The 15,253-nt window shown below is 63.7% G+C and carries 12 protein-coding genes; all 12 read left to right on the forward strand.

Annotation, left to right across the window (positions count from 1 at the left end; translation table 11 throughout):
- Positions 1-548: 548 nt before the first annotated feature.
- Positions 549-9,353 carry a DUF7927 domain-containing protein gene (locus ACQUSY_RS01785; protein WP_428902812.1) on the forward strand — a complete coding sequence of 2,935 codons (8,805 nt, stop codon included), beginning with the start codon at positions 549-551 and terminating at the stop codon, positions 9,351-9,353.
- A 587-nt stretch (positions 9,354-9,940) separates the two neighbouring features.
- Positions 9,941-10,249, forward strand: a complete 309-nt coding sequence (gene rpsJ / locus ACQUSY_RS01790) for a 30S ribosomal protein S10 (RefSeq protein ID WP_040162964.1) — start codon at positions 9,941-9,943, stop codon at positions 10,247-10,249.
- 14 nt (positions 10,250-10,263) lie between these two features.
- Positions 10,264-10,923, forward strand: a complete 660-nt coding sequence (rplC, locus tag ACQUSY_RS01795) for a 50S ribosomal protein L3 (protein WP_428902813.1) — start codon at positions 10,264-10,266, stop codon at positions 10,921-10,923.
- Positions 10,924-10,928: 5 nt separating this feature from the next.
- Positions 10,929-11,585 (forward strand): 50S ribosomal protein L4, encoded by a 657-nt coding sequence (gene rplD / locus ACQUSY_RS01800; RefSeq protein WP_428902814.1) that lies wholly within the window; start codon positions 10,929-10,931, stop codon positions 11,583-11,585.
- Positions 11,582-11,878, forward strand: coding sequence for a 50S ribosomal protein L23 (rplW, locus tag ACQUSY_RS01805; protein WP_428902815.1), 297 nt, complete (start codon positions 11,582-11,584; stop codon positions 11,876-11,878). The genes rplD and rplW overlap by 4 nt, the downstream gene beginning before the upstream one ends.
- Positions 11,879-11,898: 20 nt before the next feature.
- Positions 11,899-12,738: a 50S ribosomal protein L2 gene (rplB, locus tag ACQUSY_RS01810; protein ID WP_147825098.1), complete on the forward strand. Its 840-nt coding sequence runs from the start codon at positions 11,899-11,901 to the stop codon at positions 12,736-12,738.
- Between the two features lie 11 nt (positions 12,739-12,749).
- Positions 12,750-13,031, forward strand: coding sequence for a 30S ribosomal protein S19 (gene rpsS / locus ACQUSY_RS01815; RefSeq protein WP_147825097.1), 282 nt, complete (start codon positions 12,750-12,752; stop codon positions 13,029-13,031).
- A 22-nt stretch (positions 13,032-13,053) separates the two neighbouring features.
- Positions 13,054-13,449 carry a 50S ribosomal protein L22 gene (rplV, locus tag ACQUSY_RS01820; protein WP_428902816.1) on the forward strand — a complete coding sequence of 132 codons (396 nt, stop codon included), beginning with the start codon at positions 13,054-13,056 and terminating at the stop codon, positions 13,447-13,449.
- A complete protein-coding gene (gene rpsC / locus ACQUSY_RS01825) occupies positions 13,449-14,213 on the forward strand; it encodes a 30S ribosomal protein S3 (protein ID WP_428902817.1) in 765 nt (254 codons plus the stop codon). The genes rplV and rpsC overlap by 1 nt, the downstream gene beginning before the upstream one ends.
- The gene (gene rplP / locus ACQUSY_RS01830; RefSeq protein WP_428902818.1) at positions 14,213-14,632 is read left to right on the forward strand and encodes a 50S ribosomal protein L16; all 420 of its coding nucleotides are present in this window, start codon (positions 14,213-14,215) and stop codon (positions 14,630-14,632) included. The genes rpsC and rplP overlap by 1 nt, the downstream gene beginning before the upstream one ends.
- Complete coding sequence (gene rpmC, locus ACQUSY_RS01835) at positions 14,632-14,943, forward strand: 50S ribosomal protein L29 (RefSeq protein ID WP_428902819.1); 312 nt, start codon at positions 14,632-14,634, stop codon at positions 14,941-14,943. Before rplP ends, rpmC begins: the two co-directional genes overlap by 1 nt.
- Positions 14,943-15,233 carry a 30S ribosomal protein S17 gene (gene rpsQ, locus ACQUSY_RS01840; RefSeq protein WP_428902820.1) on the forward strand — a complete coding sequence of 97 codons (291 nt, stop codon included), beginning with the start codon at positions 14,943-14,945 and terminating at the stop codon, positions 15,231-15,233. Before rpmC ends, rpsQ begins: the two co-directional genes overlap by 1 nt.
- Positions 15,234-15,253: the final 20 nt, after the last annotated feature.

Below are 15,253 nucleotides of genomic sequence, written 5' to 3' on the forward strand. Positions count from 1 at the left end.
CATCCGGGCGCCTGACGGTGGCGGGTAGGTCGGTGCCGCCTCACCCGCCACCCCCCCCTAACGCACTCGGGCTCCGGAACCTGCCCCTTGGTTGCGGAGCCCCTTTGCGTCTCCTGGAGAGGGCTCGTGCGTCGCCTTTCTGTTCGCTGTGAGTCATCTCACGCATACGGAGATGAGAGCCACCCCATACGTAACTCGCGCAGGCAGCATGCGGTGATCACGGCGCATAACTCTGAGATTTTCTGAGGCTGAGACCTGGGCTTTCTGGTCTCATACGGAGATCGTTCCGCGGCCATTGTTGCTCTCTGCGAGCCCCCGTACCGTCTGCATGTCGCATGGAATACCCGTGAATAAGTTCCCGCGACCGCTGGCGACCTCCCGCGCCTGCGAGCAGCAATCAAAGGAACCTCGTCATGCCGAATTCCCGACCTCGTCGGTCTGCCTTGGCCATGCGCCGGGCAACACATGTCCCTTTAAGCCGACGGGCCGCACGCGGCGCCGATGGTGCCCCGCGGTCGAAGGCCCGCCGACTGCTTGGCAGCGGCCTCGTGAACCGCTGGGCGGCCGTTGTCGCCATCGGCGTCGTGATCTTTGGAGGCATGGTCGCGCTTGACGGTGCGAACGCGCCCCAGGCTGTGGCCGCGACGATTCCTGTCTCTGTGCAAGCGCAGATGGATGGCCACGCAGGCTACACCGCAGCGGCACCGGGTGGAACGCTTAATCGGGCGTCTGGAGACTACTACCGATTCGGTTCGGCTCCCGCCGGGACCACTTCTGGGCAGATCGACAATAATCTCGGAGCCTCTGGGTCGAGCGGTAACCCGCAATACTACGCGAACGGAAACACAGGGTTTGTGAGCGCCGGTACCGTTGCTTGGACTGCACACGGCGCTCGTCAAGGCTATTCCGTGAACCGGCTGAACCTATCGGGGCAGAGCGCGCTGGGGTTTGCGCCGAGCGCAATCACCTCGGTCGAAACTGGGCAGATCTTCAACCTCGGACGCATGACCCACTCGAATAACCCGGTGATTGCCGTCAACCAGTACTACCGCGGCGACCTCGACATCAGGTTTGGGGACGTCGACCTCTCGTACACGTGGCAGATGAATGAGACCAGCAATGATTGCTCTGGCACGGACTGCTCGGACGACATCACCACCTTCCTGAATCAACTCTCGCCCCAGACGTTCCAATGGGGAGGCCTGACATACACTCTCGTCATTCAGGGATTCGTGGCTCCGCAGGGTGCCAACAACTCCTGCAACTCGACCGTGGACAGTGTCTCGGACGTGCTCAACCAGTTCCGAACGGTGGAGGGCGCAATGACCTACGGGTGTCTGTACGCCTCGGTTGAGCAGGTGCGAAATGTTACCGTCAACAAGGTCGTGAACTCGCCGTACGTCACCGCTCCCGCGCAGAACTTCCCGTTCACGAGTACCTCAACGCTCGCCGGATCGCCGTGGGCTACCAACTTCTCACTCGCCAACGCACAGTCATTCACTCGCGCCTACAACAGCGGTGAGAGCATCACGATCACCGAGGGTGCGCAGTCGGCGCCGTGGGCCTTCACCAGCGTTGCCTGTGTCGATGGCACGGGGGCGGCGATTACGGGCGTGACGGTGAGCGGCCCATCGGTCACGATTCCGCGTGGCACGACGGCCAACACCGTGCAGGCCGCGAACATCACGTGTACCTACACGAACACCTACACCCCGACGGCAACGGTCACGCTGGTCAAGCAGGTCACCTCGACCGGCCAGCCCGCGCCGGTCGCCCAGCCCGCCCACTGGACGCTGAGCGCTCTCGGCCAGGGCGTCGTGAGCTCGCAGTCGGTCTCCGGCCCGGGTAACTCCGCAGCCGTGATCAGCCAGAGCGTCATCGCCGGTACTTATCGACTGAACGAGGTCGCAAACAACGCCAACACGACGGCGGGGTACGCGCAGAACGGTCCGTGGACCTGCACCGACGGTGTCACCGTCAACGGCAACAGCGAAATCACGCTGACGCACGGTCAGAGCACCACGTGCACGGTGCGCAACGTCTACCAGACCGGAACCCTTGAGATCACCAAGACCGTGACCTCACCGGCCGGCGGGTACACGCAGGGCACCGCGAAGCCGTTCACCGCGCAGTACTCCTGCGTCATCGGGAGCGCAACCCCGATCACCGGTCAGGTGGTCGTGAACCCGGCAGCGACCAACGGAACCGCCGGTGCGGTTGCGACGGTAGCGAACCTTCCGGCTGGCGCGAGCTGCACCGTGACTGAGCTCAACGCTCCCACGGGTACGTCGACCGACCTCAGCAACGGTTCGTTTGTGTGGGGAGCCCCGACGACGACCCCGGGCGCTGCGGTGCAGATCACGGCAAACAGCGCCGTGCGTGTGAACCTGACCAACCCGGTCTCGCAGAACACGGGATCGCTCGTTATTACCAAGCAGGTCGTTGCGCGCGACGGCGTTCCCAGCACGGGATACACCGGCGGTGACCGTACCTTCGCCATCGGCTACACCTGCTCGATCGGTGGCTCGACAACAGCCTCCGGTACGCGCGATATCGCTGCCGGTGGCTCGGCAACTGTGACCGGTATTCCGGCAACGTCGGTCTGTATTCTCAGCGAGACGCTGACCCCCGCCTCCGGCGACTTCGTCGACGCGTCGTACCGTTGGGATGGCACGAGCTTCACCCAGCCTGCCGTGATCACGACAAACGGCCAGTCTGCTGGCGCCGTTGTGAACTACTTCACCCGTGACATGGCCAGCCTCACGATCGCGAAGGTCGTTGACCGCGATGGCTACACGGGTGGCGACTTCACGATCAACTACGCGTGTGGACAGGGCGACAGCGCCGTCAGCGGTAGCGTCGTGCTCGCCCACGGTGAGTCTCAGGTTGTGCAGGTGCCCTCCGCTGTCGCGTGTACCGTCGTCGAGACGGCAGACCGCCCGGGGCTGGCCGCTGGATACGTATGGCAAGACCCGACCTACGCGGGTCTCACCAACGGTTCCGTCACGGCAACGATCGCGCAGCCAGCGACGGTGACGGTAACGAACCCGACCACCATCGGATACAACCGCATCTCGGTGACCAAGCAGATCGAGAATTTCGCGAGCCAGGTCACGCCCGGAACGACGTTTGACGTCACCGTTGCGTGTGACCAGCCGGCACAGGGCCAAGCCTCCAACTACACCGGAGTGTTCACCTTCACGACGCCGCTCGGCTCCGCTCAGCAGACGCCCTACCTGCCGATCGGTACCTCGTGCACGGTCGCGGAAACCGACCTGCCTGTCGGCAGCGACAACCTGCCCGGCTCGTCGTACACCTGGGCGGTTGCACCCACCTACGTTGGTCTAACCGACGGAGCCGTCACGGTTCCGGCAACGACGACCCCCGCGGCCGTCACGGTCATCAACGACATCACCCGTGTCTACGGCGCGCTGAGCGTGACGAAGAACGTTGTTAACAATGCATCGGTGAGCCTCACGGAGCCGTTCACGGGCACGTGGAGCTGTGTCTTCGCCGGTGAACCGCACGCCAACGGAACCTGGACGGTTGCGGCTGATGGTGGCGCCGCTACCCTCACCAACATCGCAGGCAACTACGCAGCCCTCCTGGTCGGCAGCGTCTGCAGCGTGACCGAGGATGCTCCGGCAAACCCCGTTCCGGGTGACAACTCGTACAGCTGGGCTATCGCGTTGCCGTCGAACATTCTCCCGGTCACGGTTGACGGCACGAACGCGACGGTCACCAACACGATCTCCCGCACCACGGGATCGTTCTCGATCGCGAAGAGCGTCACGGGTGGCACGGCCGGTCAGCAGTTTGCAACCACGCCGTTCCAGTTCGACTACGTGTGTGCTCCGCCGAGCGGCGCCGAGATCACCGGAACCATTCCGGTGGCATCGGGTGCGACAGGCAACGGCCCCGACGGAATCCCGGCCGGCTCGGTCTGCACCGTCACCGAGCGCATGGGCAGCGAATTGCCCGCGCCCGTTGACCCGTTCCGTTGGGACGGCGTGACCTTCTCGACCACGGGAGCCGACGGAACGCCGGTGACGAACGGCATCGAGTTCACGACGCCGGCCGACGGCGCAACCGTTGCCGTCTCGGCGACGAACAGCATCTCCGCTCGCACCGGTAGCGTGACCGTCGAGAAGGAAGTCACCCCGCTCCCCGACGGATTCACTGGCGGAACGGCGGAGCTCTTCCCGATGACGCTCACCTGCACCAACCCGGCCACGGGCAACGCAGCACAGTTCGGCGCCACCCAGACGATCGCCGCCGACGGCAAAGCAGAGTGGAGCGGTATTCCGATCGGGGCCGTGTGTTCCGTGCAGGAAGGCGCCATCTCCGGTGGTCTGAAGGATGCCTCGTTCGCGTGGGCCGCTCCGGACTACAGCCACGATGACGGCGTCACGGTCGCAGAAAGCGACACCCCCGTGATGACCGTGACCAACTCGATGACTCGCGTCTACGGCGAGGTCACGATCGACAAGCTGTTCGACGACGGCGGTTACGCCGGCGTCGTGCCAACCGACCGCACCTACTCGGGCACGTGGGCCTGCGCGTATGGTTCCGCCACCGTCGCTGCCGGAACCTGGACGGGAACCGGATCGTCTGCCGGAACCCCGGCAACGCTAACGGCAACCACCGGCTCCGCAACCCAGGTTCTGCTGACCTCGTCTTGCACCGTGACAGAAGACGCCCTGGCGGCGCCGAGCGCGACTGACAGCTCCTTCTACTGGCTGGACCCGGTTCTTGTTGGCGTCACTTCGGTGAGCCAAACGACCACGGAGAACCGCATGACGGTGACCAACGAGGTTGCTCGTCACACCGGTTCGGTCACGGTCGCCAAGACGCTCTCGGGTGCTGACGGCTTCGACGCAACCGACTTCGCCGGCTTCCCGGTGGGCGCGGTGTGCGCACTGAACGCAAGCGACATCGACAACCCTGATGCGATCAACCGCATGACGGGCTCGACGATGGTGTTCCCGAACGAAGCAGCCGTTCCGCTCATCTCTGATGTGCCGCGGGGCTGGACATGTAAGGTTCACGAGAGCGCCTTCACCGGCGGTCTCTACGACTCCTCGTACGCGTGGGGAGATCACTCCATCACGATCGATGGGGACGACACCGAGACGCTCACGATCGGCGAATCGCCCCGCGCGGTTGTTGTCGACAACAACATCGTTCGCGTCACCGGTGGCATCGAGATCACCAAGCAGATCGCCGAAGGTCTCGACCACGCGGTGTTGGACGGAACCGAGTACACCGGCGCCTACAGCTGCGTGTACGACGAGGGCACCGCGCGCGAAGAAAGCTTCGGCGGAACCTGGTCGGTGACGGGTGCTGGCGCTGCCACCCTCGACGGTGACACCGAGCTGCCGCTCGGAACCGTGTGTGATGTCACCGAGCAGACGCCAAGTAACGATCGTCTCGTTGACGTCTCCTGGACGTGGGCGACCCCGAACGTAACCGCTCAGGCAACCACCGTCACGGCGAACGGCCCGGCCGCCTTCACCGTAACGAACACGCCGCAGCGCGTGTACGGCACGCTTGCGATCACGAAGCAGCTCGACGCGCCCCTGGGCTCAGGCTTCAGCAACCCGTCGCAGACGGTGAGCGGTAGCTGGGTCTGTGAGTACGCGGGCGACGAGGTTGCCACGGGTCGCTGGACGGCGCCCGCAACCGGTGACGCGGCCGTGCTTGATCCGGAGAACCCGCAGATTCCGCTAACTGCCGAGTGTCGTGCGCGGGAGGACACCTTCGACACCGAGGTGTTCATCGACGACTCGTACGCCTGGGGTGCACACCCCGAGATGCAGGTCGTTGACATCGAGGTGGCCGACGAGGCTGCCACGATGACCTTCACGAACACGGTCGAGCGCGTCTACGGCACGTACGCCATCACCAAGGTGATCAACCGTGGTGTCGGCGTCGGCGACCTGGTTCCGTCGCCCGGTATTGAATACTCCGGCACGTACCAATGCTCGTACGGCGGTGTGGCCGATGCACCCGAAGAATGGACAATCACGGGTGCCGGAACCTTTACGGCTCCCCGCGACTACTACGTCGGCACCGAGTGCGCGATCATGAGTGAGAACGCACCGTCGGCTCCCGTTCCTGGCGACACATCGTATGTCTGGACTGGCCACTCATTCAGCAGCCCCGTCACGCTGAAGGCGAACCCCGATGTTGCGACCGCCACCGTGACCAACACGGTGGCGCGTCTGACCGGAGATTTCTCCGTGACGAAGGCCTTCGAGGGTGACGCCTCGGGTCTCACCGATGCCGACCCGTTCTACTCCTTCGAATGGCAGTGTGTCGCCGACAACGGCGATGTCTTCCCGGCCGGTGGTGCAACGAACACGTTCGCGATCACCGCGGGCGGAGTGTGGAGCCCGACTGACGAGGACATCTCGATCCCGGTCGGTAGTGAATGTGAGGTCACCGAGACCACGCTGCCGGCTGTGAACGACCCGTCCTACACCTGGTCGACGGCCATGTCGATCAGCGGAACCACCGGTACCGCCGACGGCGCAACGATGGTCTTCGAGATGCCGGCAACCACCGACGTGCCGATTCTTGTCACCGCGACGAACACGCTCACCCGTGAAATGGGGAGCTACACCGTGATGAAGGAGTCTGACCCGGCCAGCGGAAGCACCGTGGAGCCAGGCGACGTCATCACCTACACCGTCACGGTCACCCCGGGTGCGGCTGGTTTCGTCGATGACGTTGTCGTGACCGACAACCTCACCGCTGTCTTGCCGCACGCGACTCTCGACGAGGCATCGATCACCGCATCCCGCGGCACCACCAGTGTCACGTCTGACTCCCTGGTATGGACCATCGGACGCGTGAACGTGGGCGAGCCGCTCACCCTGGTTTACCAGGTGACGGTGAACGACGATCAGTGGGGCGTTGAACTGCGCAACAGCGTGACGACGACGGGCGAGAACCCGCCGACGGACTGTGAGCAATGCTCGACGGTGCACTACACGCCGGCATGGGAGATCTCCAAGACTGCCGATCCGGCAAGCGGATCTGCCGTTGTCGCCGGTGACGTCATCACCTACACATTGACGGCACGCAACACGACAGAGAACGCCATCGTTGACGGTGCGATCGCCACCGATGACCTCGCCGGCGTGCTCACCTACGCGACGCTGGGCGACCCGCCGGCGGGCCTCACTCGGTCCGGCGACGTGCTGACGTGGGCAATTCCGACGCTGGCACCGAACGAGTCGGCGAGCGTGAGCTACGCGGTCACCGTGCTCGACGGATTCGACGGCGTGACGCTGGTCAACTCGGTTGAGCCGGGCGACGGCGGAGAGTGTGTTGAGAGCTGCACCACGACACACTTGACTCCCGCGTGGACCCTCGCGAAGTCGAGTGATCCGGTCTCCGGAACCACCGTGCTTCCTGGTGACGAAGTGACGTACACGTTGACGATCAACAACACCGGACCGGTGGTGCTCGCGGGAGCGACCGCAGAGGACGACCTGACCGACATGCTCGCGCACGCCGACATCGTGGGCGACCTGCCCGCCGGGTTGGTCCTGGACGGGACGACCCTGACCTGGAACGCCGCAGCCGTCGGCGTTGGTGAGTCGGTGTCGGTGAGCTACACCGTGGTTGTGCACGACGATGCGCGCGGCGTGACCCTGCGAAACGTCGTGGTTCCGGCCAGCCCCGGTGGTGAATGCGTCGAGCAGTGCACCACCGAGCACCCGGTTCCCGCGTGGTCGTTGACCAAATCGAGCAACCCGGCCTCCGGATCCGCTGTGGTTCCCGGCCAGGATGTGACGTACACGCTCACGATCACCAACACCGGCCCCGTGGCCATCGATTCGGCAACTGCCGTCGATGACCTCACCGCGGTACTGGAGCACGCCGACCTGGTCGGAGAGCTGCCGGCCGGTCTCGAACGTGACGGCATGAACCTCACCTGGACGACGGGTGCGATCGGCGTGGGCGAGTCGGTATCGGTGAGCTACACGGTGACCGTGCACGACAACGCGCGCGGCGTGACCCTGCGCAATGTCGTGGTTCCGACGAGCCCCGGCGGCGAGTGCGAAGAGTCGTGCACGACCGAGAACCCCGTTCCGGCCTGGTCTCTGAGCAAGTCGAGCGACCCGGCATCGGGATCGACCGTGCTGCCCGGTGACGAGGTCACCTACACGCTCACGATCACCAACACGGGCCCGGTTGCTGTGCAGCCGACCGCATCGGACGACCTGACCGACGTGCTTGCGCACGCCGACCTGGTCGGCGAACTGCCCGCCGGTCTCACGCTCGACGGCACCACCCTCACGTGGAACGCCGGAACCGTTGCGGTGGGTGAGTCGGTATCGGTCAGCTACACCGTGCTCGTGCAGTCCGATGCGTTGGGCGAGACCCTGCGCAACGTGGTTGTGCCGACGAGCCCCGGCGGCGAGTGTGTCGAAGCCTGCACGACCGAGCACCCGGTTCCGGCCTGGTCGCTCACCAAGACCAGCGACCCGGCAACGGGCTCGTCGGTGCTGCCTGGCCAGGAGATCACCTACACGCTGACGATCGCGAACACCGGACCGGTTCCGGTTGACGCGGCCGCAAGCGACGACCTCGCCGAGGTCTTGGCGCACGCTGATCTCGTCGGAGAGCTGCCCGCAGGCTTGGAGCTTGATGGTGTGACCCTCACGTGGAACGCCGGAACCATCGGCGTTGGCGATTCGGTTTCGGTGAGCTACACGGTTCTCGTTCACGATGACGCCCGCGGAGCGACGCTGCGCAACGTGGTCGTGCCGACGACACCGGGCGGTGAGTGTGAGGGTGCCTGCACCACTGAGCACCTGGTTCCGGCGTGGACCCTGACGAAGACCAGCGACCCCGCATCGGGCGCAACGGTCAAGCCGGGCGAGACGATCACGTACACGCTGTCGGCGACGAACACTGGCGACGGTGTGCTCACGGGAGCGATCGCGATTGACGACCTGAGCGGCGTCTTGGCTCACGCCACCCTCGCCGGCGACCTGCCGGCTGGGCTCACGCTGAGCGATCAGACGCTGTCGTGGGAGATTCCGAGCCTGGAGGTCGGGGCAACCGCAACGGTCAGCTACATCGTGACGGTCAAGGCTGACGCCGCGGGTGTTGTGATCAAGAACGTCGTGACACCGGCCGGAACCCCGGGTGGTGGCTGCGTTGACAGCTGCTCGACCGAGCACAACGTGCCGACGCCGCCAGCCGCGCCCAAGCCGCCGCTTCCCGCGACGGGTACCGCCAACGTCCTCCCGTGGGGTCTGCTCGGTGGATTCGCCCTCATCGCCGGCCTGGTGCTGATGGTGACCCGTCGCAACCGACAAGGAGTACAGGAGTAAGACGTTGCTGATCAGTTCTCGCCGACGCTGGGAGGTGCGTGCGAAACTGTGAGGCACACGGAGGGCGGGTCGCACCCGCCCTCCACACAGACGCCCGCGACGACCCGGGCGTCTGATGGTGGCGGGGGAGGAGCTCGGACCCCTTCCCCGCCACCCCCCCTTCATTACGGGTTCCGGAACCGCAGTCATGGTTCCGGAACCCGTATTTACTTGTGCGAGGCTGGGGATCGGCTGAGCGCGACACGCCCGGGTTTGCGGCATGGTTCTGCGTCTGTCAGACTAGGTAGGTTCCACATTTCGACGGCGCCTTTTGCGTGCGTGCGAATCACCACCAGGGCAGTGCATAGGCGGCGTGAAAACGCAGAGATCTAGGCCGCGGGTCGGAGAACACCACAAGCCAAACCGAATGACTGTCGGCATGCCGCCAGAACAGGGGAGGCGCTGGGGAGAAATCCCTGGTCTGATATCAAAATAGTGGTGCAGCATCGAGTCACGTGAGTGACACGAAAGTGCCAGGCGCAGATGAGATTGCTGCGCCCAGTGCGTCCAATGCCCGAGAGGTATGACGCGGAAAGAGAGAAAAAGAGATGGCGGGACAAAAGATCCGCATCCGACTGAAGTCGTATGACCACGAGGTCATCGATTCGTCGGCTCGTAAGATCGTCGACACCGTGACCCGTGCGGGCGCGACCGTTGTGGGCCCCGTGCCCCTTCCGACGGAAAAGAACGTGGTGGCAGTCATCCGTTCACCGCACAAGTACAAGGACAGCCGCGAGCACTTCGAGATGCGCACCCACAAGCGCCTCATCGACATCATCGACCCGACGCCTAAGGCTGTCGACTCGCTGATGCGCCTCGACCTTCCTGCCGATGTCAACATCGAGATCAAGCTGTAAGGGCGGGGATCAGAATGGTTGATATCAACAACAAGGTTTCCAAGGGTCTGCTCGGCACGAAGCTCGGCATGACCCAGGTCTGGAACGAAAACGGCAAGCTCATCCCGGTAACGGTTATCGAGCTGGCACCGAACGTGGTTACGCAGATCCGTACCCCCGAGCGCGACGGCTACAACGCTGTTCAGATCGCTTACGGTCAGATCGACCCCCGCAAGGTGAACAAGCCCCTCACGGCTCACTTCGAGGCAGCAGGCGTTACGCCCCGCCGCCACGTAACGGAGATCCGCACCGCTGACGCCGGCGACTACTCGCTCGGCCAGGAGCTCACGGTTGACGGAACCTTCGAAGCCGGCCAGCTCGTCGACGTTGTCGGCACGAGCAAGGGTAAGGGCACCGCTGGTGTCATGAAGCGCCACAACTTCGCTGGTGTTTCGGCTTCGCACGGTGCACACCGCAACCACCGTAAGCCCGGTTCTATCGGTGCTTCGTCGACCCCGTCGCGCGTCTTCAAGGGCATGCGCATGGCTGGTCGTATGGGTAACGAGCGCGTGACCGTTCTTAACCTCACGGTGCACTCCATCGACACCGAAAAGGGACTCATGCTCGTTAAGGGCGCAGTTCCCGGTGCACGTGGCCGCATCGTCTTCGTCCGCAACGCAGTGAAGGGTGCCTAATTATCATGGCTGACTCCACGCTTACGCTCGACGTTCAGGGTGCTGGTGGCAAGAAGGCCGGTTCGGTCGAACTGCCCGCCGCAATCTTCGACGTCGCAACGAACGTCCCGCTGATCCACCAGGTTGTTGTTGCCCAGCAGGCAGCAGCTCGCCAGGGTACCCACTCGACCAAGCGTCGCGGTGAGGTTTCCGGTGCTGGTCGCAAGCCGTTCAAGCAGAAGGGTACGGGTAACGCTCGTCAGGGCTCGATCCGTGCACCGCACATGACCGGTGGTGGCATTGTTCACGGCCCGAAGCCGCGCGACTACTCGCAGCGCACCCCCAAGAAGATGATCGCCGCTGCCCTCCTGGGTGCACTGAGCGACCGTGTTCGTGGCGAGCGTCTGCACGTTATCGACTCCTTCGGCATCGAGGGCACGCCCTCGACCAAGAAGGCTTCGGCTCTGCTGAAGTCGTTCCCGGGCAAGAACGTCCTCGTTGTGCTTACGCGCGACGACGAGGTGAGCCTGCTCAGCGTGCGCAACCTCGAGAACCTTCACGTTCTCGCTGTTGACCAGCTGAACGCTTACGACGTGCTCGTCTCCGACGACATCGTCTTCACCAAGGCAGCCTTCGACGCGTTCGTCGCAGCGAAGACTGGCGCTGAGGAGGTTTCGGCATGACCGTAAACAAGGACCCGCGCGACATCATCTTCAAGCCGGTTGTCTCGGAGAAGTCCTACGGACTCATCGACGAGGGCAAGTACACCTTCGAGGTGGACCCCCGCGCAACGAAGACCGAAATCAAGCTCGCTATCGAGAAGATCTTCGGCGTCAAGGTCGCGTCTGTTAACACCATCAACCGCGTCGGCAAGGTACGCCGCACCCGCTTCGGCATGGGCAAGCGCAAGGACACCAAGCGCGCCATTGTTGCTCTGAAGTCGGGCTCGATCGACATCTTCACGTCGGTCGGCTAAGCGGAAAGAGGACGAGAAACATGGCTATTCGTAAGTACAAGCCCACGACGCCTGGTCGTCGCGGCTCGTCGGTTGCCGACTTCGCTGAAATCACGCGTTCCACGCCTGAGAAGTCGCTGCTGCGTCCGCTGTCGAAGACCGGTGGTCGTAACAACCAGGGTCGCATCACGACCCGTCACATCGGTGGTGGCCACAAGCGCCAGTACCGCGTTATCGACTTCCGTCGTAACGACAAGGACGGCGTCAACGCAACCGTTGCTCACATCGAGTACGACCCCAACCGCACGGCACGCATTGCGCTCCTGCACTACGTCGACGGAACCAAGCGCTACATCCTGGCTCCGAACAAGACCAAGCAGGGCGACATCATTGAGTCGGGCGCAAGCGCCGACATCAAGCCGGGTAACAACCTGCCGCTGAAGAACATCCCCACGGGTACTGTTATTCACGCAATCGAGCTTCGCCCCGGTGGCGGCGCAAAGATCGCTCGCTCGGCTGGTGTCTCGGTTCGTCTGGTTGCAAAGGACGGCAACTTCGCGCAGCTGCGCATGCCGTCTGGCGAAATCCGCAACGTCGACGCTCGTTGCCGCGCAACGATCGGCGAGGTCGGCAACGCCGAGCAGTCGAACATCAACTGGGGTAAGGCTGGCCGCATGCGCTGGAAGGGCGTTCGCCCGACCGTTCGTGGTGTCGCTATGAACCCGGTTGACCACCCGCACGGTGGTGGTGAGGGTAAGACCTCTGGTGGTCGTCACCCTGTTTCCCCGTGGGGCCAGGCCGAGGGCCGTACCCGTCACGCAAACAAGGAAAGCGACAAGTACATCGTGCGTCGCCGTACCGCTGGCAAGAAGCGTAAGTAGGAGTCAAGAAGATGCCACGCAGTCTGAAGAAGGGCCCCTTCGTCGACGAGCACCTGCTTCGCAAGGTCAGCTCGCAAAACGAAGCGGGAACGAAGAACGTCATCAAGACCTGGTCGCGCCGATCGATGATCGTGCCGTCCATGCTCGGACACACGATCGCCGTTCACGACGGTCGCAAGCACATCCCCGTATTTGTTACGGAGACGATGGTTGGCCACAAGCTGGGCGAGTTCGCGCCCACCCGCACCTTCCGCGGCCACGTGAAGGACGACAAGAAGGGCCGCCGCCGCTAAGCGGGGGCGCAGAGGAGAAGAAATGGTGGAGTCCATCGCACGCGTGCGACACATCCGCGTGACCCCTCAGAAGGCTCGTCGCGTCGTTGCGCTGATCAAGGGAAAGCAGGCTGAAGAAGCCCTCGCAATCCTGAAGTTCGCGCAGCAGGCAGCTTCGGAGCCGATCTACAAGCTGGTCCACTCGGCCATCGCCAATGCCCGCGTTACCGCGGACAAGAACGGTGAACCGCTGGACGAGTCGGACCTGTTCGTATCGAACGCATATGTGGATGAGGGCACGACGCTGAAGCGTTTCCGGCCCCGTGCACAGGGTCGCGCATTCCAGATCAAGAAGCGCACGAGCCACATCACGGTCGTGCTTTCGACGCCGGAGGCAGCTGTTGCTGCTCCTGCGGCTAAGAAGAAGGCGAGCAAGTAATGGGACAGAAGGTTAACCCGTACGGCTTCCGCCTCGGTATTACGACGGACCACGTGTCACGTTGGTTCTCGGACTCGACGAAGCCCGGCCAGCGTTACGCTGACTACGTCGCCGAGGACATCAAGATCCGTCAGCTGCTGCAGACGCAGCTGGATCGTGCCGGTGTCAGCAACATCGAGATCGAGCGCACCCGTGACCGCGTTCGTGTGGACATCCACACGGCTCGCCCGGGTATCGTCATCGGTCGCCGTGGTGCTGAGGCTGAGCGCATCCGCGCTGACCTTGAGAAGCTCACCGGCAAGCAGATCCAGCTGAACATCCTCGAGGTTCGTAACCCCGAGGCTGACGCTCAGTTGGTTGCACAGGGCATCGCAGAGCAGCTCACCGCTCGCGTGGCATTCCGCCGCGCGATGCGTAAGGGCCTCCAGGGTGCTCAGCGTGCAGGCGCTAAGGGTATTCGTATCCAGGTCTCCGGCCGCCTCGGCGGCGCCGAGATGAGCCGCTCGGAGTTCTACCGCGAAGGTCGCGTGCCGCTGCACACGCTTCGTGCGAACATCGACTACGGCTTCTACGAGGCAAAGACCACCTTCGGCCGCATCGGTGTGAAGGTATGGATCTACAAGGGCGACCTGACCAACAAGGAACTCGCTCGCGAGCAGGCTAACGCGCCCAAGTCGCGTGGCCGTGATGACCGTGGCGGCGACCGCCGTCGTGCCCCGCGTAACAACGCTGAGGCACCGGTTTCGGAAGGAGCATCGGCGTAATGCTTATCCCTCGTAAGGTTAAGTTCCGCAAGCAGCACCACCCCAAGCGTGATGGTGCAGCTACCGGCGGAACCAAGGTTTCGTTCGGCGAGTACGGCATTCAGGCCCTGACTCCCGCATACGTCACCAACCGTCAGATCGAGTCCGCTCGTATCGCAATGACCCGTCACATCAAGCGTGGTGGAAAGGTGTGGATCAACATCTACCCCGACCGTCCGCTGACGAAGAAGCCGGCCGAAACCCGCATGGGTTCCGGTAAGGGTTCGCCCGAGTGGTGGGTCGCAAACGTCAAGCCGGGTCGCGTCCTCTTCGAGGTCGCCGGTGTTAGCGAGGAGCTTGCTCGCGAAGCCATGACCCGTGCCATCCATAAGCTGCCGCTCAAGGCACGCATCATCAAGCGCGAGGAAGGCGACGCATAATGGCGATCGGCACCAAGACGCTCGCCCCGAGCGAGCTGGACACGTTCGAAGACCAGCGCCTCCTCGAGGAGGTCCGTAAGGCCAAGGAAGAGCTGTTTAACCTGCGCTTCCAGTCGGCAACGGGCCAGCTCGAGAGCCACGGTCGCATCCGCGCCGTCAAGCGCGACATTGCACGCCTGTACACCGTTATCCGCGAGCGCGAGCTGGGCATTCGTGCCACGCCCGCACCCGTCGAGGCGGCTCCCAAGGCGAAGAAGGCTAAGGCGAAGAAGGCTGATGAAGCTGAGGTCGCGAAGGAGGATGCAGAGTAATGGCTGCTAAGGACGAAGCCGTACAGGCTGAAGCCGTTGTGCGCGGTGACCGCAAGTCACGTCGTGGCTACGTTGTCAGCGACAAGATGGACAAAACCATCGTTGTAGAGGTTGAGGACCGCGTTAAGCACCCGCTCTACGGCAAGGTCATCCGTCGCACGTCGAAGGTTAAGGCTCACGACGAGACGAACAGCGCCGGCATCGGCGACCTCGTTCTCATCAACGAGACCCGCCCCCTGAGCGCTACCAAGCGGTGGCGTCTCGTCGAGATCCTCGAGAAGGCCAAGTAAGCCTTCGGGCCTGCTTGGAA

Origin of the sequence: Microbacterium daqui (assembly GCF_050408675.1) — a bacterium.
Classification (GTDB): Bacteria; Actinomycetota; Actinomycetes; order Actinomycetales; family Microbacteriaceae; genus Microbacterium.

What these genes read in the sequence shown, in the direction of transcription:
- rpsJ (WP_040162964.1), top strand. Translation starts at nt 9,941, where the DNA reads ATGGCGGGACAAAAGATCCGCATCCGACTGAAGTCGTATGACCACGAG.
- rplC (WP_428902813.1), top strand. Translation starts at nt 10,264, where the DNA reads ATGGTTGATATCAACAACAAGGTTTCCAAGGGTCTGCTCGGCACGAAG.
- rplD (WP_428902814.1), top strand. Translation starts at nt 10,929, where the DNA reads ATGGCTGACTCCACGCTTACGCTCGACGTTCAGGGTGCTGGTGGCAAG.
- rplW (WP_428902815.1), top strand. Translation starts at nt 11,582, where the DNA reads ATGACCGTAAACAAGGACCCGCGCGACATCATCTTCAAGCCGGTTGTC.
- rplB (WP_147825098.1), top strand. Translation starts at nt 11,899, where the DNA reads ATGGCTATTCGTAAGTACAAGCCCACGACGCCTGGTCGTCGCGGCTCG.
- rpsS (WP_147825097.1), top strand. Translation starts at nt 12,750, where the DNA reads ATGCCACGCAGTCTGAAGAAGGGCCCCTTCGTCGACGAGCACCTGCTT.
- rplV (WP_428902816.1), top strand. Translation starts at nt 13,054, where the DNA reads ATGGTGGAGTCCATCGCACGCGTGCGACACATCCGCGTGACCCCTCAG.
- rpsC (WP_428902817.1), top strand. Translation starts at nt 13,449, where the DNA reads ATGGGACAGAAGGTTAACCCGTACGGCTTCCGCCTCGGTATTACGACG.
- rplP (WP_428902818.1), top strand. Translation starts at nt 14,213, where the DNA reads ATGCTTATCCCTCGTAAGGTTAAGTTCCGCAAGCAGCACCACCCCAAG.
- rpmC (WP_428902819.1), top strand. Translation starts at nt 14,632, where the DNA reads ATGGCGATCGGCACCAAGACGCTCGCCCCGAGCGAGCTGGACACGTTC.
- rpsQ (WP_428902820.1), top strand. Translation starts at nt 14,943, where the DNA reads ATGGCTGCTAAGGACGAAGCCGTACAGGCTGAAGCCGTTGTGCGCGGT.